This window comes from Mycetocola spongiae, from assembly GCF_020424085.1.
Lineage (GTDB): Bacteria > Actinomycetota > Actinomycetes > Actinomycetales > Microbacteriaceae > Mycetocola > Mycetocola spongiae.
In genome coordinates this window covers 983066-1002478 of record NZ_CP080203.1, presented here as the reverse complement: position 1 = coordinate 1002478, position 19413 = coordinate 983066, and the positions used below count along the sequence as shown (strand labels likewise).

Below are 19413 nucleotides of genomic sequence, written 5' to 3'. Positions count from 1 at the left end.
CCCCATCCACTCACAGCGATTTCAAGGACAACATGAGCGAGTTCAATAACACCCCAGGCCTGGAGCTTTTGCCCGCCGTGGACGTGGCCGGCGGTAAGGCCGTGCGCCTGACCCAGGGCGAGGCCGGTTCCGAGACGAATTATGGCGATCCCGTGGCCGCGGCCGAGGACTGGGCCTCCCAGGGGGCCGAGTGGATCCACCTCGTGGATCTGGATGCGGCATTTGGTCGCGGCAATAACTCCGCCGTCATCCGCAAGCTGATCAAGTCGGTGCACGGCGTGCAGGTGGAGCTCTCCGGTGGCATCCGCGATGACGAGAGCCTCGAGGCGGCCCTCGCCACGGGCGCGACCCGCATCAACCTCGGCACCGCGGCTCTGGAAAACCCCGAGTGGGCGGCAAGCGTGATCGGCCAGTATGGCGAGGCCATCGCCGTGGGCCTGGATGTGCGCGGCACCACGCTGTCTGCCCGCGGCTGGACCAAGGACGGCGGCGATCTGTGGACCGTCCTGGACCGCCTCGAAAAGGCCGGCTGCGCCCGCTATGTGGTGACCGATGTCACCAAGGACGGCACGCTGCAGGGCCCGAACCTTGAACTGCTGAAGCAGGTCATGGAGCGCACCGTGCGCCCCGTGGTGGCCTCGGGTGGCATCTCCAACCTCGACGATATTGCCGCGCTGCGCGCACTGGTGCCGCTGGGACTCGAGGGTGCCATCATCGGCAAGGCACTTTATAACGGTAACTTCACGCTTGCAGAGGCCCTGGATGTCGCTTCCGACTAATCCCACCCCGCCCGGCGACCGCCCGCACGAGAGTGCGGGCGGCCCCGCCGGTCACGCCGGAAACGGCGAGGACCCCACGGGTATCCGCGCACGCCTCGCGGCCCTCGCCGGCAATACCGGCGATAGCGCCGACCGCCCGTGGGAGGGACGCACGTTCCAGGCGCACGATAACGCCTATGCCGGAGATGACGGCACCGCGCCCGAGCTCCTGGCCGAATCCCAGCGCCGCTTCCGCGCCCATGAGGTCACCGAGGCCGAGGTGGTGGATGCCTTCCGCAGTGCACGCCTCCTGATCCCGCTGATCGCCCATGCCGGCGATATCGGCTATAACGATGCCGGGCAGCAGGTGGATAAAACCCAGGAGCTCTCGATCATCACGGTCGCGGGCCCCGATGGCCGCAATGTTCTGCCCGTGTTTTCCTCCGTGGACGCGATGCGCGCCTGGAATCCCGAGGCGCGCCCGGTTCCCGCCGATGGAACGCGCGTGGCATTGGCCGCGGCCGAGGAGAATACCGAGCTGGTGGTCTTGGATGCCACCACCGAACTCGAGTTTGTGCTGCGCCGCCCCGCGCTCTGGGCCGTTGCCCAGCAGCAGCCCTGGGTGCCAAGCTTTCACGACCCCGAGGTGTTTACCGCGTTTGCCCGGTCAATCACCACCGAACTCTCCGTAATCGACGTCTCGCTGAGCGCGGGTGATCCCGAGGCGCGCCTGCACGGCTCGGAGCTCCTGGTCACCCTGACGCTGGTGGACGGGCTGGACCGCTCGATGCTGGATACCGTTCTGGGCCGTCTCGCCCAGCGCTGGGCCGCCGATGAGATCATCGCGACCCGCGTGGATTCGCTCCGGGTAAGCCTGCGCGCGAGCTCCTAGCCCGCGTCGCCACGCAAAACGCCCGCCACCCCGAGGGGTGACGGGCGTTCTGCATTTATCGCGGACCCCGCCGATCAGCGTCCAGCCGCGGGGCGCGCGGGAAAAAATTCGGCGAAGAGCCGCCGCGGAACCGGATCGCGCAGGAGCACCATGCCGAGCACAAACGTGCCCCCGCAGACCGCGGCCAGCACCGCGGAGAGCAGCAGCGCCTCCGCCCTCTCGGACATTCCCCAATCGCCGAGCAGGGAGCCCAGCGGAAGCGCTATCGCGGCGCTCGCGAGCATCGCGATCAGGGCCCGACCGATCGAGGGAAGCGCGCGACGCACCCCCATCGGGCCCACCCGACGTCGCAACAGCCAGGCGGCGATGAGCACCTGCACCGTGGCGGCGAGCGATTGCACGGCGGCCACCGCGGCGGTGAGATAGGCCAGCTCGACCAGCCCCGGCAGCAGCAGGGTCCCGGTGAGGAGCGCTGCCGCCTGCACACAGGTATAAACGAAGGGCGTGCGGGCATCGCCCAGCGCATAAAACGCGCGCTGAAACAGGAACAGGAACGACAGGGGAAGGAGGGAGACCAAAAACGCCATCAGGACCAGGGCCAGGGCCTGCGCATTTTCCGCGGTATTGGTGAAAAAGCGGCTGAGGGGAAGGGCCACGATCATCATCACCGTGAAGGCCCCCAGCATCGCTACCGCCAGCACACGCACGGGCCACGCGAGTTCGGCGGCGAGATCCCCCGTCCGTCCCGCCTGGGCATGCCGGCTCAACCGGGTGAAATAGAGGGTGCCGATCGATACCGCGATCACGGAATAGGGCAGCATAAATACCAGCCACGCGGTGATCAGTGCGGACGCGGAGGCGTTTTGCCCGGAGGCGGCCCCCACGATATTTGTTTGCACAACCCCGAGGACCTGGCCGATGATCACCAGCCCAAACGTCCACTTGGCCGCGCGCGTGGCGGTGCCAAGCGAGGCACCCCGCCAGCGGAAATTTGGGGAAAACCGGATCCCGGCGCGATACATGGCCAGGGCCACCACGGCGGCCTGACCGGCCACCCCGAGCGAGCTGCCTCCCGCGAGCAGCGCAATCATGCCCGGCGTCCACCCCTCCACCGCCGCCGTGGCCTGCGGGAAGACCCCAAACGCCCAGGCAAAAACGCCCAGGGTGGCCAGGGAGATCACGCTATTCACGAGCGGCGCCCAGGCAGCCGGCGCAAAATGTCCGCGAGAGTTCAGCGTCTCACCACACAGCGAGAAGACCCCATAAAAGAAGATCTGCGGGAAACACCAGAGCGCGAAGGCGACCGCCAGGTTGATCCGGGCGGGGCTCCACTCGCTCACATAGAGGTGCACCAGCGCGGGCGCCAGGAACAGCGCCGCGACCGTAGCGAGCGCCATGATGATCAGCCCCAGGGTCAGCAGCCGGTTCAGATGCGCGGCACCGCCGTCCGGATCCCGGCGCGAGCGCACCAGCTCCGGGATGAGGATCGCGGAGAAGACCCCGCTGGAGATCAGCCAGAAGATATTATTGGGCAGCTGACTGGCGATGGCAAAGGCATCCGCGCTCTCGCTGGCCACGGTTCCGATGACCGCGGCCAGGACCGCGGTTCGGATGAAACCCAGAACGCGGGACACCACCGTGCCGCCGCCCAGGTGCAGCCCGCCGCGGTGCGCGCTCCTCCGGTCCTCGCCGCGTGGGGCCTCGCCCGATACGCTCAGATTGCCCGCTCCCGGGCGCGCGCGGGTTGAGCTCCCGCGGGTGATACCGGTCGAACGGTGACCACGCGGCCGCGGCGATTGTGGGGCGCGAGGAGCGATCCTAACACCGCGCCTTAGTGCGGGGGAGGGCCGGGCCCGGAGCCGGCGCGAGGCGCGGATCGGAGGCGGCGCGGCGGATCGGCGCGGGCGCGACCCGCGGCCCCGCGAGGCTGCTTCCCAACGAGTGCATAAATTCTCCTTTGAATCGATCCGAGCACGCTACACCGCGTTTGACGCTTTGCCCCTAAATGTCGCTTTTGGTTCCCCGTGCTGGCGCGAGGGATGCCCCGCGGGAGCCGCTTCCCGGTGTCCCCGCGCCGCCACGCAAAACGCCCGCCACCCCGAGGGGGTGGCGGGCGTTCTGCATGTGACTTCTTAGTTAACCGGGCCGGTCCACTTCTCGCCCGGACCCTTGCCGAGGGCATCGGGGATCACGGAGGCCTCGCGGAACGCGAGCTGAAGCGAGCGCAGGCCATCGCGCAGGCTGCGGGCGTGCATATCGCTCACCTCGGGGGCGGCGGCGGTGATAAGGCCGGCCAGGGCGTTGATCAGCTTGCGGGCCTCGTCGAGGTCCTGCTGGGTCTCGGGGTCATCGGCCAGGCCGCATTTCACGGCGGCCGCGCTCAGCAGGTGCACGCAGGCGGTGGTGATCACCTCGACCGCGGGAACATCGGCGATATCCCGGGTGGCCTCCTGTACGGCGGCAATTTCCTCGGGGCTGGGGGCTTGGTTTTCCGACACTGTATTCCTCTGCTAGACTGATCGCGGCTACAAGACATCTGTCTTGTTACGAAAGAGGATATTCTCCCACCCGCGTTTGACCGTAGTACTAGGTTACCGGGTAGTTACACTCCGCCAGGCCACTCCCTCCGGGGGGATCGGTCGGGTAGATAAGGGTGTGTGCCGGGTAGTGATTTATTCACAAGAATCCGGTGTGTAATTTTCTCTCTCGCCTCGGCTCGAATTTTTTCGGACAGAGTGGCTTCGAGTTTTCAATCAGAGGAGTTACGCATTAGCGATCCCCGTACCAACGACCGCATCCGGGTCCCAGAAGTTCGCCTTGTTGGCCCCGCCGGAGAACAGGTTGGCGTCGTCAAAATTGAGGTAGCCCTGCGCCTGGCGCAGGAAGCCGATCTCGATCTGGTAGAGGTCGCACCGACCTCTAAGCCGCCGGTGGCGAAGATCATGGACTACGGCAAGTTTAAGTACGAGGCCGCTCAGAAGGCTAAGGAAGCACGCCGTAACCAGGCAAACACCATCCTCAAAGAGGTGCGCTTCCGCCTGAAGATTGATGCTCACGATTACGAAACCAAGCGCAAGCGCGCCGAGGGTTTCCTCAAGGCCGGTGACAAGGTGAAGGCAATGATCCTGTTCCGTGGCCGCGAGCAGTCCCGCCCCGAGCAGGGTGTGCGTCTGCTGCATAAGTTTGCAGAGGACGTTGCCGAGTTCGGCGTAATCGAGTCCAACCCCACCATCGATGGCCGCAATATGGTCATGGTGATTGGGCCGCTCAAGAATAAGTCCGAGGCGAAAGCCGAGGCCAACGCAAACCGTGCCGCAAGTAAGAAGGCGGCAAAGCAGGAGGAAAATAATGCCTAAGCAGAAGACCCACTCGGGCGCTAAGAAGCGCTTTAAGCTCACGGGCTCCGGCAAGATCAAGAAGCAGCAGTCGGGCATGCGCCACAACCTCGAGGTCAAGTCGAGCCAGCGCAAGCGCCGTCTGAACCAGGATCAGCTGGTTTCGAAGGCCGACACCAAGAACATCAAGAAGCTTCTCGGTCACTAAGACGCCCCGTAAGCTACAGAGAAAGATTAAAAAGTAATGGCAAGAGTAAAGCGGGCGGTTAACGCCCACAAGAAGCGTCGGGTTATCCTTGAGCGGGCATCCGGTTACCGCGGTCAGCGTTCGCGCCTGTACCGCAAGGCCAAGGAGCAGCTGAACCACTCCTTCGTTTATAACTATAACGACCGTAAGAAGCGTAAGAACGACTTCCGTCGCCTGTGGATCCAGCGTATCAACGCCGCATCCCGCGCCAACGGCCTCACCTATAACCGCCTGATCCAGGGTCTGGGTCTCGCCGGTATCGAGGTTGACCGTCGCATGCTGGCCGAGCTCGCCGTAAACGAGCCCGCCACCTTCGCCGCCCTGGTTGAGAGCGCCAAGAAGGCCCTCCCCGCCGACACCTCGGCACCCAAGGCTGCAGCCTAAGCATTAGCTTCCTTCGCAAGACCCCCGCATCCTCGATGCGGGGGTTTTTGCGTATTACCGGCGGGGCCCGCGGCCGGGCGGCTTGCCGCTCCGCGCCCCGCTCGCGCCAAAGTCCGCGTAGAATGGGGGTCGTGCTAGATAATCCCCGTGCTCCCCGTATCCGCGCCGTAGCCAAGCTCGCCAAGCGAGCCGCCCGCGTCGAGACCGGCCTGTTCCTACTCGAAGGCCCCCAGGCCGTGACCGAGGCGCTGATGTATCGCTCCGAGGTCATGATCGAGCTTTATGCCACCCCCACCGCGCTAGAGCGCTATGAGGACCTCGCCAATGCGGCGATCGCCGCCGGCATGGACGTGGAGTTTGTCACCGAAGAAGTGCTGAACGCCATGGCCGATACCGTGACCCCGCAGGGTGTCATCGCGGTGGCCCGCCAGTTCCCCACCTCGGCCAAGGACATCTTCGCCGGCTCGCCCAAGCTCATCGCGATCCTCGAGGAGGTGCGTGACCCGGGCAACCTGGGCACCATCATCCGCGCGGCCGATGCCGCGGGAGCCGATGGGGTCATCCTCACCGGCCGCAGCGTGGACCTGTATAACCCCAAGGTGGTGCGCTCCACCACCGGCTCGCTCTTCCACCTTCCCGTGGCCGTGGGCCTGGAACTGCCCGAGGTCCTGCGCCAGGCCCGCGATGCCAATATGAGCGTCATCGCCGCCGATACCAAGGGCGAGAGCCTGCTGGATGTGCGCAATACCGGTGTGCTGGCCGAACCCACCGCATGGCTCTTCGGCAACGAGGCCCGCGGACTGGAGGACGACGTGCTGCCGCTGGCCGAGCGCGTGGTGTCCGTGCCGCTCTTTGGTCACGCCGAGTCGATGAACCTCGCCACCGCGGCCTCGGTCTGCCTCTACGAGACGGCCTTCGCGCAGCGTTCCTAAAAATAGTCTGCGTCAATCGACGCCAACCGGTCCCTCGCACTCTCGCGGGGGGCCGGTTTTTTTATGCCCGCGGGCCGACAGTGCACGGTCGAGATTTTTCCGGATGACTATATTCCCGCGGCGGCATAGGCTAGACTTCCGCGTCACTCCTTGGGGGGTAAATTACCGCCAAAATCCGCGGTATTAAAGGGCTGTCTCGTTTGTGTTACATCTCGGTAACAAGCGTGTTTATGATGGCCAATCGCGCGCGATGTTGTTTAGCGTGGGTGACATGGATTCAACGTTGATACCAAAGACAAGCAGCATCCCCATCGCCAAGCTGGGGGAGCCCCTCGTGGTGCTGGATGCCGTGAATAAGCACTATGGCGAATTGCACGTGCTAAAAAATATCTCGGCCACGGTCGCGCGCGGCGAGGTGGTGGTGGTCATCGGGCCCTCGGGTTCGGGCAAGTCCACGTTCTGCCGGGCGATCAACCGCCTGGAGACCATCGACAGCGGCACGATCACAATCGACGGCGACCGCCTCCCCGAGGAGGGCGCGGGGCTGGCCAAGCTGCGCGCCGATGTGGGCATGGTCTTCCAGTCGTTTAACCTCTTCGCCCATAAAACCGTGCTGGAAAACGTCACGCTGGGCCCGATCAAGGTTAAGGGCATGTCCAAAAAGGACGCCACCGACCGGGCCATGACCCTCTTGGAGCGCGTGGGCGTGGCCAATCAGGCGCAGAAGATGCCCGCCCAGCTCTCGGGTGGGCAGCAGCAGCGCGTGGCCATCGCCCGCTCCCTCGCGATGAGCCCCAAGCTGATCTTGATGGACGAGCCCACGAGCGCGCTTGACCCCGAGATGATCAACGAGGTCCTCGACGTCATGGTGGGCCTGGCCAAGGAGGGCATGACCATGATCGTGGTGACCCACGAGATGGGCTTCGCCCGCAAGGCCGCCGACCGGGTGCTGTTTATGGCCGACGGCGAGATCGTGGAGGACGCCACCCCGGAGACATTTTTCACCAACCCGCAATCGCCGCGGGCCCGGGATTTCCTCTCCAAAATCCTCGAACGCTAAACCACATCCATATAGAACCGCCAGATACCAATTCAACGAAGAAGGAATATTCTCATGAAGCGTTCCAAGTTTTCCCTGATCGCCCTCGCCGGCGTGACCCTGCTTGCGCTGTCCGCCTGTTCCGGCGGCGGCGATGACACCAAGGCCGGCTCGGGCGATAACCCCACCGTGGTGGCCAGCCCCAGCTTTGAGGCCGGCACCACAATGGAGAAGCTGTCCAAGGCCGGAAAGATCACCGTGGGGGTGAAATTTGATCAGCCCCTCTTTGGCGAGAAGGGTCTCAACGGCGAGGAGGGCTTTGACGTGGAGATCGCGAAGATCATCGCCGGTCAGCTCGGAATCCCCGCCGATAAGATCGAGTGGAAGGAAGCCGTCTCGGCCAACCGCGAGCCGTTTATCGAAAACGGCGAGGTGGACATGATCGTGGCCACCTATACGATCAACGATAAGCGCAAGGAAGTCATCGACTTCGCGGGCCCGTATTACATCGCCGGGCAGTCGCTGCTGGTGAAGGCCGATAACACCGATATTAAGTCCGAAAAGGACATCGTGGGCAAGCCCGTATGCTCGGTCACCGGCTCCACCCCGGCCGAGAATATCGCGAAGCTGGGCGCCGACCCCGTCCTGACCGATACCTATAGCAACTGCCTCGAGCCGCTGCGCTCGGGCAAGGTTGTGGCGGTGTCCACCGATAACGTGATTCTTGCCGGGCTGGCCGCCAAAAACGAGGGCGAGTTTAAGCTCGCCGGCGACCTCTTCACCAAGGAGCCCTATGGAATCGGCCTGAAGAAGGGCGATACCGCATTCCAGGAGTTCATTAATAAGGCGCTGGAGCAGTCCTATAAGGACGGCGCCTATAAGGCCGCCTGGGAGAAGACCGCCGGCACAATCCTGCCGTTTGTGGAGGGCCCCACGCCCGATCAGTAGGCTGCGCGTCGCGGTCCTGGGGCGGGCGGGGAGACCCCGCCCGCCCCAGGACCGCCCCGGACCCCTCACCCCACTCTCTTGAAAGGAGGCCACACAGATGAACGTTGTCCTGGACAACCTTGATCGCTATCTCTCGGGTTTTGCCCTGACCCTTCAGCTCTTCCTCGTGGCCGGAATCGCGGCCCTGGTGCTGGGCGCCATCATCGCGATCATGCGAATCTCACCGGTGAGTTCGCTGCGCGTGGTGGCCACCGCATATACCGAACTGGTGCGTAATACCCCGCTCACCCTGATCCTGTTTTTCTTCGCGTTTGTGGCCCCGCAGCTGGGCCTACAGCTGGACTATAAATTCCTCGCGATGATCGGCCTGAGCCTCTATACCTCGCCGTTTGTGGCCGAGGCGCTGCGCTCGGGCATTAACGGTGTGCCGCTCGGGCAGGCCGAGGCCGCCCGCAGTATCGGCCTGGGCTTTGGCCAGACCGTGACCCAGGTGGTGCTGCCGCAGGCCGTGCGGATGACCGTACCGCCGCTGATTAACGTCATGATCGCCCTGGTTAAAAACACCTCGGTGGCCGGCGGATTTTTTGTGGCCGAGCTATTCACGATCGGTAAGGAGCTGGCCAATGCCAATGGCAACGCGGTGATCGCGGTGCTGCTGGGTGTGGCCACGTTCTATCTGCTGATCACCATTCCGCTGGGACTGCTCGCGGGATATCTGGAAAAGAAATGGTTGGTATCGCGATGACCGGCTCTTCCGTCCTCTTTGACGCCCCGGGCCCCAAGGCCCGCCGGCGCTCGCTGATCCTCTCGATTGTGATCGCGCTGATCGTCATCGGCGCGCTGATCGGCGCGATTCTTGTCCTGGGCCGCCCGCGCGATTCCGGCGGCGTGATGCTCTCGGGCCTGTGGGATCCCTCGCGCTGGGACGTGCTGGGCAACCCCGTGCTCTGGGAACAGATCGGGCAGGGTGTCCTGAACACCCTCAAGGCCGCGGCCGCCGCGGCCGTGCTCGCCCTGATCCTCGGCGTGGTCTTTGCCCTGCTGCGCTCGGCGCAGACCCGCTGGGTACGCATCCCGGCCGCGATCGTGCTGGAATTTGTGCGCGGCATGCCCGTGCTGCTGATGATGCTGTTTATTCTGCTGGCGTTTTCCAGCGGAGCCTATCTGGCCGTGGTGCTGGGCCTGGGGCTCTATAACGGTGCGATCATCGGCGAGGCGCTGCGCGCGGGACTCACCTCCCTGCCGCGCGGGCAGCGCGAGGCGGGGCTGAGTATCGGCCTGACGCCGTTTGCCACGCGCATGATCGTGGAATTTCCGCAGGCGTTCCGGCAGATGTTGCCGATCATCGTCGCCCAGCTGGTGGTGCTACTTAAGGACACCTCGCTCGGATTTATCGTGGGCTATCCCGAGCTCATCCGGACCACGATGAATAACCTCGGAAACGCGCTGGGCAATAAATATCTGTTTACGCTTTTCCTGGTGACGCTGGTGATCTACCTGCTGATGAACCTCTCGCTCTCGGCGGTAGCCCGCTGGCTCGCCAAGCGCAGCGATTCCGCGGCGCGCGGCGAGGGCGGAAAGCGCCGCCGCCGCGGAAACCCGGCCCCGGCCGGCCCCGCGGCGCCCGCCGCGGTCGCGGCACCCGCGGCACCGGCACAGGGCTCCTAGCGCCCTACCCGCAGTCCCGCCGCGGCGGATGGTCCCGAAGCCGGGATCATCCGCCGCGGTTTTGGGCTCCGGGGCCCGCACCGGCCCGCCCATTGGGTAGAATTGACTCTTGTGTCTGACCCTCAACTGATTTCCGAAGAAAGCGTCGCCGCCGCGATCGATGCGGCCCTGGCCGATATCGCCGCCGTTGTCGATTCCGCCGGCCTCAAGCAGGCCCGATCCGCGCACCTCGTGGAGGGCTCGCCGCTCGCGAACCTCAACGCGGCGCTGCGCAGCGTCCCGAACGACCAGAAGGCCGCCCTGGGTAAGCTTGTGGGCCAGGCCCGCGGGCGCGTGAATAAGGCCTATGCCGATGCCGAGGCGCGTATCCTCGAGGCCGAGAACGCCCGCCGCCTGGTCGAGGAGACCGTGGATGTCACGGCCCTCCCGAGCCTGTACCGTGCCGGTGCCCGGCACCCCCTCGCGCTGCTCCAGGAGCGCGTCGAGGATATCTTCACGGGCATGGGCTGGGAGGTGGCCGAGGGGCCCGAGGTGGAGAGCGAGTGGTTTAACTTCGACGCCCTCAACTTCGACGCCGATCACCCCGCGCGCGCAATGCAGGACACCTTCTTTGTGGACCCGCCCAGCTCGCACCTCGTGATGCGCACCCATACGTCGCCCGTTCAGGTGCGCACGATGCTCGACCGCGAGGTCCCCATCTATGTGCTTGCACCTGGCCGCGTTTACCGCACCGATGAGCTTGACGCCACCCATACCCCCGTTTTTATGCAGTTTGAGGGCCTCGCCGTGGATAAGGGCCTCACGATGGCCCACCTGCGCGGCACGCTGGACCACTTCGTAAAATCCGTATTCGGCGATGAGGCAAAGATTCGCCTGCGCCCGAGCTTCTTCCCGTTCACCGAGCCCAGCGCCGAGCTGGACTTCTGGCACCCCACGTTTAAGGACGGCCCGCGCTGGATCGAGTGGGGCGGCTGCGGCATGATCCACCCGAACGTGCTGCGCGCCGCCGGCATCGACCCCGAGGTCTATTCGGGCTTTGCCTTTGGTATGGGCGTGGAGCGTGGCCTGATGCTGCGCGACGGGGTACAGGACATGCGGGACATGGTTGAGGGCGATATTCGCTTCTCGCAGCAATTCGGAATGGTGGTGTAGTCGTGCGGGTTCCCCTGAGCTGGCTGGCTGAATACGTAGATCTTGAGCCCGGCTCGACCCCCGAGTCGGTGCAGGCCGCCCTCGTGAAGGTCGGCCTGGAAGAGGAGGACATCCACGGTTTTGATCTGAGTGGACCCATCGTGGTGGGTGAGGTGCTGGAGTTCACCCCCGAGGAGCAGTCCAACGGCAAGACCATCAACTGGTGCCGCGTGCGCGTGGCCGAGGACGGTGAGGTCGCCGCCGATGGTGGTGAGCCCGTCCACGGCATCGTCTGTGGCGCCCATAACTTCCGCGTGGGAGACAAGGTGGTGGTGACCCTCCCCGGTGCCGTCCTGCCCGGAGACTTTAAGATCGCCCCGCGCAAGACCTATGGCCACGTTTCCGAGGGCATGATGGCCTCGGCACGCGAGCTGGGCCTGGGCGAGGAATCCGATGGCATTATTGTGCTCGCCAATTACGGCATCGATGCACCCGTGGGTACGCCCGCGCTGCCGCTGCTGGGCCTGGACGATAGCGGCGTGGAGCTGAACGTGACGCCCGACCGCGGCTATGCGTTCTCGGTGCGCGGTGTGGCCCGCGAATACTCGCATGCCACGGGAGCTGCCTTCCGCGATCCCGCACTCGCCCCCCAGATCGTCGAGGCCTCGGGCTTCGAGGTGAGCGTAAACGATGAGGCTCCGATCCGCGGCACCGTGGGCTCCACCGTGTTCATCACGCGCGTGGTGCGCGGCGTTAACCCGCAGGCTCCCACCCCGCCGTGGATGATCGCCCGGCTCAGCCTGGCCGGAATCCGGTCGATCTCGGTGCTCGTGGACATCACCAATTACGTCATGCTGGAGCTGGGTCAGCCCATCCACGGCTATGACCTGGATAAGATCAGCGGCGGCCTGGTTGTGCGTCGCGCCGCGAAGGGCGAGACCCTGGTCACGCTCGACGGCACCGAGCGCACCCTGCACCCCGAGGATCTGCTGATCACCGATGGTTCGGGCCCGATCGGCCTGGCCGGTGTGATGGGTGGGGCCTCCACCGAGATCACCTCCGAGACCCGCAATGTGCTGATCGAGGCCGCGCACTTCGAGTCCGTCTCGATCGCGCGCAGTGCGCGCCGGCATAAGCTGCCCAGCGAGGCCTCCAAACGCTATGAGCGCGGGGTGGATCCGCGCATTGCCCGGGCCGCCGCCGCGCGTGCCGCGCAGCTCATGGTGGACCTGGCCGGGGGCGAGCTGGATTCGCTTGGTTCGGTGCTGGATTCCTCCACCACCCGCGAGCCCATCGCGCTGGCCGCCGGCTATATCTCCGCCCTGATCGGTACCGAGTTCAGCGCCGAGGAGATTCGTTCCTCGCTCGCCGAGATCGGCGCCCTGGTGGAGGACACCGCGGAGGGCTTCCGGGTCACACCCCCGACCTGGCGCTCGGACATCACCGATCCCTGCGATCTGGCCGAGGAGGTCGCCCGCATCGTGGGTTATGACCGCATTCCCTCGCGCCTGCCCGTGGCCCCTCCCGGCCGCGGACTGACCGCCGAGCAGCGCGCGCGTCGCCGCGTGGCGCAGACCCTCGCGGCCGCCGGTTCCACCGAGGTCCTGTCCTATCCGTTTGTGGGCCTGGAGGCCAATAACCTCTTTGGTGCACCGGGTGCCGGTGCGGTTCCCGCCGTGAAGCTGGCCAATCCGCTGGACTCGCGCGAGCCCTTCCTGCGCACCTCGCTGCTGCCGGGCCTGATCGGTGTGGCCAAGCGGAATCTCTCGCGCGGCCTCGTGGATCTGAATATCTTCGAAGCCGGCCTGGTTTTCCTGCCCGAGGAGGGCAAGGCCTATGGCCAGGCCACGCTTCCCGTGGGCAATGAGCGTCCCTCGCCCGAGCAGCTCGCCGAGCTGGTGGAGGGCATCCCCGCGCAGCCGCATCACGTGGCCGTGCTGATCCTTGGTGCCAGCACCCCGCGCCAGGCCGGTCAGGCCCAGGTGAACTCGGGTGTGGCCGATGCGCTGGATGCCGTGCGTCAGATTGCGCTGGGTGCCGGTGCGGAGATCACCGTGCGCCAGGGCCGCCACCAGGCGATGCACCCGGGCCGCACGGCCGAGCTGCTGGCCGGCGACCGGGTCATCGGTTATGCGGGCGAACTGCTGCCCGCCTATGCCGAGGAGGCCGATCTGCCGCGCACCGTGGCCGTGGCCGAGATCAACCTGGATGCCGTGCTGGCCGCGGTTCCCGCGGTGATTGATGCGCAGCCGATCCGCACCTATCCCGCGGCCACCCAAGACCTCTCGCTCGTGGTTCCGGCCAATGTGCCCGCCGTGGACGTGCTGGATGCCGTGCGCGAGGGTGCGGGGGACCTGCTGGAGGACGTGCGCCTCGTGGATGATTACCGCGGGCAGGGCCTGCCCGAGGGGCGCAAATCGCTCAGCTTTGCGCTGCGCTTCCGCGCCCCCGATCGCACGCTGACCGCGGCCGAGGCCTCGGAGTCTCGCCTCGCGGGTGTGGCCGTGGCCGCCGAGCGCTTTGGCGCGACGCTGCGCGAGTAGCCACCCCGATACCACCGCGGCCCCCGGTCTCTGCAGAGACCGGGGGCCGCGGTGTTTTTACGGGTGGGAGTGCCCTAGCGCGGCGGGGTCCAGCCGAGTTCCTGCGCCATCCAGACCAGGCCATAGGGCATCATCGTGCGCGCCGCGGTCCAGTTATGTTGCAGCCCTTTAAACTCCCGCAGCGTGCTGGTGAGCCCGTGCTCGCGGAACTTCGCGGCGAGTTTTTGCATCTCCGGGAGCGATTTTCCGTCGTTTTGGCCCAGGAAGATGCGCGGGCCGGTGCCCGCGGGCAGGCGATCCAGCAGGTTTTCCGGGGTGGTCGCGGCCAGGGCCTCGGGATTATTTTTAATCGCATCCGAATAGGGGGTTGCATAGCCGATCAGTGCGATTGTCCCGGCAAAAATATCGGGATGACCCAGCCCATAATTCAGCGCACCCATCGCCCCCGAGGACATCCCGGCGATCACGCGCTGCCCGCTCTCGGGGAGCGTGCGCAGGTTTTTATCGGCCCATCCCACCACATCGTTCACCACAAAATCCTCCATCTGCGGCCCACCCGGTTGATTAAGCGGTTCCTGGCCGCTGCGGCCCGCGCCCGCGTTGAGGTCAGGGGCCACCACGATGGCCGGGGGAAATAGGCCGTCGCGGATCAGGATGTCCAGGGAACCGTCGATGCGCCCGCCGCTGAACCAATCGGGGGAGCTGCCGGGGGAGCCGTGCAGTGCATAGATCACGGGGTAGCGGGTGGTATTTCCGGGCTTATCGTAGTCCGGCGGCAGATAGACCCAGGCCGCGGAGGCGGGGACGCTCGGGGTGCTGGAGGGGACCGAGTCCATAAACGCATAGCCGTGGCCGGCATCGGTATGGCGCTCGGTGGAGCCCGCCGAGGGCAGCACCACGGGGCCCTCCGGGGTGGCCGCGATCCAGCGCTGCACGGCCGCCACCGAGGGCAGATAGCCCACCCAGGTATTTACGCCCAGCGCGAGCCCCAGGACCAGGGCGATCGAGGCCGGCACCCACCAGAGGAAGGCGCGGCGCACGCGGCGCGAGGCGTGATCGGGATCGCGGCGGGCGCGATAGATCCAGACGGCCACGGCGAGGGCGGCCAGGCCCAGGGCGATTCCCGCGGGCCAATACGTGGCCAAAAGATCGGTACCCACGTCCCCCGTGGTCAGCTCGGGCGGCAGCGTGAGTTCGCGGTCCGGGTCCATCTGGTGTTCCTTTGTATCGGGGCGCCCGGCTGTCCGTGCGCCATCGGCTCACCGATTCTATGGTGGGCCCGGAACGCCGTGGGGCTGTGCCGGGCCGCGCGCCCCCGAGTCCCGCGGAATCACGCGGGAACAGCCCTAATCTCCCAGCGAATTCCCGGCGGACGCACCGCCGGAGGACAGCGGGGCAATCAGCGTGAGTAGCCGCGCCAGCGCATCGGTCGCGAGCGCATAGGCGTCCTCGGAGTGGATGCTATTGGCATAGGTCAGGGCGCTGTCCAGCAGCAGCGCCACCAGCTCCACATCGGCAAATTGGGGATAGCCGCTGCGCTCGAGGGCGGTCTCCAGGGCGGCCACGAGTGCGGGCCGCGAGTCGTTCATGATGCGGCGCAGCTCGGGGCTGTGCAGCGCGTCGATCATGGGTTCAAGCCGGGCCCGCACCACGTCGTGATCCACGTGCGGGGCATACCAGGTGCGGATCAGCAGATCGGCGGTCGCGGCGGGGGAGCGGTGCTCCCGCGGCAGCCCGCGGGCAAACTCGGTGGCGGCCCGCACCCGCGAGGCCTCGGCGGCCTCCACGGCAAAGGCATAGAGCTGCGCGCGGCTCGGGAAAAAATAATTGGCCGAGCCGAGGGGTACGCCGGCGGCCTCGGCCACGCGGCGATGGGTGATCGCGGAGGGGCCGCTCTCGATCAGGAGGTGGGCGGCGGCTTCCACCATGCGCTCGCGCGCGGAGGGGTCGTTTCGGGAGATGCTGGCCTCGCTTCTATCGCGGAACTGACCCCTCCATTACACCACGCTATACGCCCGTATAGACACCCGGGCTATACGTGCGTATACTCGCGATGTGCGTGGGGCCACCCGCAGCAGGCAGCGTCGCCCGTGGCCGCATACTCTCCCCCTCCATTGAAAGGAAATACCCGTGTTCGCTCTCGAAGCGCAGGGGCTGGTCATTGACTGGACCCAGATGCCCACCTATAACACCATCATGTCCCTGGCCGCCGGTGCCGGGCTGATCACGCTCGTCTATTTTGCGCGTGCCCTCGCGACCGATCGCGAGGTGCACCTGGAGTCCTGGGCCCTGGCCTTTGCCGCGCCCGGCATCATCCTCTTCACCACCGGCCTGCACATGACCCTGACCTGGCCCTTTGCCAAGTACTTCCCGTTTGACAACATCATCTTTGGCGAGCCCAGCCTCGGCTTTGGCGTGGTCCTGCTGATCGCCGCGTTTTATCTGTGGAAGCGCTCCACCCAGATTGCCGCGGGCGGCGATAGCGCCGCCTATCTGGCGAAGGTGGCCCGCCCCCTCTCGCTGCTCGTGGTGGGCCTGGGCCTGTGCCTGATCGCGATTGCCTTCGCCGGCGTGATCTTCCAGCTCTTTGCCGCCCCGCCCGAGGAGCCCATCTCGGGAGCCTTTGCCGAGTACCCGATGGTGGAGGCCATCTTTATGTCGGGCCTGTTTGCCCTCGTGGGTGTGGGCGCAATCCTGTTCCCGTTTGCGCTGCGCGGCTTCTCGCTCGGGGCAAAGTTCACGCGGGTGCAGTGGATCGTGGGTATCGTCTGGGGCCTGTCCGGCCTCGGCTTCTTCCTGTTTGGTGCGCTGAACTTCTTCACCCATATCGGCCTGATCGTGAATACGATGGGCTAATTTATCCCCAATCGGGCACGGATCCGGGGCGGTTTGCCCGGATCCGTGCCAAGCTGGAGGGGTGTCCGGTCCCGTAGATTCTCGTCCCAGCCCCAACGACAGCGGAGACGCCTGGGTTTTTGCCCCCGACGGCCGCCAGTTCTGGGGTACCTTTGGTGCCGCGGGCCTGCTCGCGCATGATCGCGAGCGCGGAGTCCTGCTCCAGCATCGCGTGGAATGGTCGCATTTTGGCGGCACATGGGCGCTACCCGGCGGGGCCCGCCACCGCGAGGAAACCGCGGTGCAGGCGGCCTTCCGCGAGGCCGCCGAGGAGGCGGGTGTGCCCGAAGCCGCCGTGCGCCCGCGCTTTAGCGCCGTGACCGACCTGGGCTTCTGGTCCTATACCACCGTGATCGCCGATGTCCTGGAGCCCTTTGAGCCCGTGATCAGCGATCCCGAGAGCCTCGAACTGCGCTGGGTTCCCGTGGCCGAGGTGGAGACCCTGCCGCTGCATCCAGGCTTTGAGGCATCCTGGCCCGCGCTGCGTGCCGAGCTGGAGCGCTCCGAGACCCTCGTGATCGACGCCGCCAACGTGATTGGTGCCCGCCCGGACGGCTGGTGGAAGGACCGTCGTGCCGCCGCCGAACGCCTGCTGGCCGCCGCCGCCGAGCTGTGTATCGCGGGGGTTCCCGCCCGCGCCCTGGGGCTGGGGCAGGATCACTGGTGGCCGCGCGTGCGTGTGGTCCTGGAGGGCGGTGCGCGCGGCGCGAGCCTGCCCGATCCGCTGCCCGCGGGCCTGAGCGTGGTTGAGGCCCCGGGCGAGGGTGACCCGGCGATCATCGCCGAGGTGGACAGCCTCGGACGGGACGCTCCCGTGCAGACGGTTTGGACGGTAACATCCGATCGAGAGCTTCAGGAACGCGTCGCGTCCCGGGGCTCCCGCGTACTGGGTGCACGCTGGTTCTGGGAACGCCTGGACGAGCGTGGTGCCGAGGAATAAAACGAGCCGTGGGCGGGCAGGACGCCCGATTTCAAGGGGGAAACGGTATGGGTAAGGGAACACGCCTGCACGGGGCCACGGTAGTGGTCACCGGCGCGGGAAGCGGAATCGGCCGGCTGATGGCGCTCGGCGCGGCCCGGCGCGGGGCGCGCGTGATCATCTGGGATCTCTCCGCCGAGCGCGGCGAGGCCGTGCGCGATGAAATCCTGGGCCGCGGCGGCCGGGCGCACTCCGCTGTGGTAAACGTGGCCAACCGCGAGGCCGTGGAGGAGGCAGCGCGCGCGGTGCTATCGGATATCGGCGCGGTGGACGTCCTGATTAATAACGCCGGTGTCGTCACCGGCAAGCCCCTGCTGGAGGCCGATCCCGCCTCGATCCAGCGCACCATGGACGTAAACGCCACCGCGCTATTTTGGACCACGCGGGCCTTCCTGCCCGGGATGATCGAGCGCCAGCGGGGCAGCATCGTCACCATCGCAAGCGCCGCCGGTTTTGTGGCCGTGGCCCGGCAAACCGACTACTCGGCGAGCAAATTTGCCGCCGTGGGTTTCACCGAGGCGCTGCGGGCCGAGCTGCGCGCCGCGGGGGATAACGTGCATACACTCCTGGTCTGCCCCTATTACATCGATACCGGCATGTTCGCCGGGGTGCGCACGCGGTTCCCGCTGCTGCTGCCGATCCTGCAGGAGAGCGCGGTAGCCCTGCGCATCCTCGATTCGATCGAGGCCGGCCGCGCCCAGATCATGCTGCCGCGCACGGTGCGCCTGGTCTCGGCCCTGCGTCTGCTGCCCGTGGCACTCTCGGATCGGCTGCTCGATTTTGCGGGCCTGAACCGCGGGATGGACCACTTCACGGGGCGCGCGGCGGAACGGAAAGGCACGGAATATGTTTCATAGCTATGTCGCGATCGGCGATAGCTTCAGCGAGGGCATGGGCGATAACCTGCCCGGGGATCGGGTGCGCGGCTGGGCCGATCTGGTGGCCCTCGGGCTGAGCCTGGCGGCCGAGGAGCCGGTGCGCTATGCCAATCTGGCCATTCGCGGCAAAAAGCTGGATCCGATCATCGACGAGCAGCTGGACCGGGCCATCGCGCTGGGGCCGGAGCTGATGAGCATAAACGGCGGCGGCAACGACATCATGCGGCCGCGGATCTCGATCGATCATGTGGCCGACCGGCTGCTGGGCGCGGTGGAGACAGCGCGCGCCGCGGGCATCCACGTGCTCCTGCTGAGTGGGGCCAATCCGAGCGAGCAGATGCCTATGGGTTCACTGATGTCCTCGCGCGGGGATGTTCTCGCGCGCAAGGTCATGGAGCGTGCTCCGCGCGAGGGTGTGACCGTCGTGGATAACTGGAGCGATGAGGGCCTGCGGGATGCGCGCTATTGGTCAGTGGACCGGATCCATCTGAACCCGCAGGGCCACGCCCGTGTGGCCGCCAATGTGCTGCGTGGTCTGGGCGTGGCGGTGCCCGAGTCCTGGGGCGTGGAGGCGGTGGCCCAGGCCCCCGCGATGCCGCCCGCGCGGCGGGATCGCGCGTATTATCGCGAGCACGTCCTGCCGTGGATTGGCCGCCGCCTCACGGGCCGCTCCTCGGGCGATGGACGGCTGCCCAAATATGCCACGCTGGAGCCGGTGAGCGTGCTCCCGCCGGCCTAGGCGGGGCGCACTAAAACACCCTAGGCCACCCCACTTTCCGGGGGT

At 66.3% G+C, this 19413-nt stretch carries 20 protein-coding genes; 16 read left to right on the top strand and 4 right to left on the bottom strand.

Features of this window, described 5'->3' with window-relative positions:
* Positions 1–32: 32 nt before the first annotated feature.
* Both priA and KXZ72_RS04650 read left to right on the top strand, forming a co-directional pair.
* Complete coding sequence (priA, locus tag KXZ72_RS04655) at positions 33–779, top strand: bifunctional 1-(5-phosphoribosyl)-5-((5-phosphoribosylamino)methylideneamino)imidazole-4-carboxamide isomerase/phosphoribosylanthranilate isomerase PriA (RefSeq protein ID WP_226082572.1); 747 nt, start codon at positions 33–35, stop codon at positions 777–779.
* Positions 763–1650, top strand: coding sequence for an SseB family protein (locus KXZ72_RS04650; protein ID WP_226082571.1), 888 nt, complete (start codon positions 763–765; stop codon positions 1648–1650). The genes priA and KXZ72_RS04650 overlap by 17 nt, the downstream gene beginning before the upstream one ends.
* 74 nt (positions 1651–1724) lie before the next feature.
* On the opposite strand, the gene murJ is transcribed toward KXZ72_RS04650, so the two are convergent.
* Together murJ and KXZ72_RS04640 are read right to left on the bottom strand one after the other, a co-directional pair.
* On the bottom strand, positions 1725–3287 hold the full coding sequence (gene murJ / locus KXZ72_RS04645) for a murein biosynthesis integral membrane protein MurJ (RefSeq protein ID WP_226082570.1): 1563 nt from the start codon (positions 3285–3287) through the stop codon (positions 1725–1727).
* Between the two features lie 495 nt (positions 3288–3782).
* Positions 3783–4148 carry a DUF1844 domain-containing protein gene (locus KXZ72_RS04640; protein WP_226082569.1) on the bottom strand — a complete coding sequence of 122 codons (366 nt, stop codon included), beginning with the start codon at positions 4146–4148 and terminating at the stop codon, positions 3783–3785.
* Positions 4149–4385: 237 nt separating this feature from the next.
* Here KXZ72_RS04640 and infC point away from each other — a divergent pair, with 237 nt between their 5' ends.
* From infC to pheT, 10 genes are all read left to right on the top strand, one after another.
* Positions 4386–5006, top strand: a complete 621-nt coding sequence (gene infC, locus KXZ72_RS04635) for a translation initiation factor IF-3 (protein ID WP_226082568.1) — start codon at positions 4386–4388, stop codon at positions 5004–5006.
* Positions 4999–5193 (top strand): 50S ribosomal protein L35, encoded by a 195-nt coding sequence (rpmI, locus tag KXZ72_RS04630; RefSeq protein ID WP_226082567.1) that lies wholly within the window; start codon positions 4999–5001, stop codon positions 5191–5193. The genes infC and rpmI overlap by 8 nt, the downstream gene beginning before the upstream one ends.
* 36 nt (positions 5194–5229) lie before the next feature.
* Positions 5230–5616: a 50S ribosomal protein L20 gene (rplT, locus tag KXZ72_RS04625; protein WP_226082566.1), complete on the top strand. Its 387-nt coding sequence runs from the start codon at positions 5230–5232 to the stop codon at positions 5614–5616.
* A 131-nt stretch (positions 5617–5747) separates the two neighbouring features.
* A complete protein-coding gene (locus KXZ72_RS04620; RefSeq protein ID WP_226082565.1) occupies positions 5748–6548 on the top strand; it encodes a TrmH family RNA methyltransferase in 801 nt (266 codons plus the stop codon).
* A 271-nt stretch (positions 6549–6819) separates the two neighbouring features.
* The gene (locus KXZ72_RS04615; protein WP_226082564.1) at positions 6820–7608 is read left to right on the top strand and encodes an amino acid ABC transporter ATP-binding protein; all 789 of its coding nucleotides are present in this window, start codon (positions 6820–6822) and stop codon (positions 7606–7608) included.
* Positions 7609–7662: 54 nt separating this feature from the next.
* Complete coding sequence (locus KXZ72_RS04610) at positions 7663–8535, top strand: glutamate ABC transporter substrate-binding protein (RefSeq protein WP_226082563.1); 873 nt, start codon at positions 7663–7665, stop codon at positions 8533–8535.
* Between the two features lie 97 nt (positions 8536–8632).
* Positions 8633–9280, top strand: a complete 648-nt coding sequence (locus tag KXZ72_RS04605) for an amino acid ABC transporter permease (protein WP_226082562.1) — start codon at positions 8633–8635, stop codon at positions 9278–9280.
* Positions 9277–10203 (top strand): amino acid ABC transporter permease, encoded by a 927-nt coding sequence (locus KXZ72_RS04600; RefSeq protein ID WP_226082561.1) that lies wholly within the window; start codon positions 9277–9279, stop codon positions 10201–10203. Before KXZ72_RS04605 ends, KXZ72_RS04600 begins: the two co-directional genes overlap by 4 nt.
* 111 nt (positions 10204–10314) lie before the next feature.
* Entirely contained in the window at positions 10315–11355 is a 1041-nt protein-coding gene (gene pheS / locus KXZ72_RS04595; RefSeq protein WP_226082560.1) for a phenylalanine--tRNA ligase subunit alpha, read from the top strand.
* Positions 11356–11357: 2 nt separating this feature from the next.
* Positions 11358–13877 (top strand): phenylalanine--tRNA ligase subunit beta, encoded by a 2520-nt coding sequence (pheT, locus tag KXZ72_RS04590; RefSeq protein WP_226082559.1) that lies wholly within the window; start codon positions 11358–11360, stop codon positions 13875–13877.
* A gap of 74 nt (positions 13878–13951) precedes the next feature.
* On the opposite strand, the gene KXZ72_RS04585 is transcribed toward pheT, so the two are convergent.
* The gene (locus tag KXZ72_RS04585; protein ID WP_226082558.1) at positions 13952–15088 is read right to left on the bottom strand and encodes an alpha/beta hydrolase; all 1137 of its coding nucleotides are present in this window, start codon (positions 15086–15088) and stop codon (positions 13952–13954) included.
* A 135-nt stretch (positions 15089–15223) separates the two neighbouring features.
* A complete protein-coding gene (locus KXZ72_RS04580; protein ID WP_226082557.1) occupies positions 15224–15805 on the bottom strand; it encodes a TetR/AcrR family transcriptional regulator in 582 nt (193 codons plus the stop codon).
* Between the two features lie 202 nt (positions 15806–16007).
* On the opposite strand from KXZ72_RS04580, the gene KXZ72_RS04575 reads away from it, so the two are divergent.
* The 4 genes from KXZ72_RS04575 (at position 16008) to KXZ72_RS04560 (ending at position 19368) form a co-directional block, all read left to right on the top strand.
* Positions 16008–16733 carry a DUF981 family protein gene (locus KXZ72_RS04575; protein WP_226082556.1) on the top strand — a complete coding sequence of 242 codons (726 nt, stop codon included), beginning with the start codon at positions 16008–16010 and terminating at the stop codon, positions 16731–16733.
* Positions 16734–16794: 61 nt separating this feature from the next.
* A complete protein-coding gene (locus tag KXZ72_RS04570) occupies positions 16795–17712 on the top strand; it encodes an NUDIX hydrolase (RefSeq protein ID WP_226082555.1) in 918 nt (305 codons plus the stop codon).
* 47 nt (positions 17713–17759) lie between these two features.
* Positions 17760–18608 (top strand): SDR family oxidoreductase, encoded by an 849-nt coding sequence (locus KXZ72_RS04565; protein ID WP_226082554.1) that lies wholly within the window; start codon positions 17760–17762, stop codon positions 18606–18608.
* Positions 18598–19368: an SGNH/GDSL hydrolase family protein gene (locus KXZ72_RS04560; RefSeq protein WP_226082553.1), complete on the top strand. Its 771-nt coding sequence runs from the start codon at positions 18598–18600 to the stop codon at positions 19366–19368. Before KXZ72_RS04565 ends, KXZ72_RS04560 begins: the two co-directional genes overlap by 11 nt.
* The last annotated feature ends 45 nt before the right edge of the window (positions 19369–19413 follow it).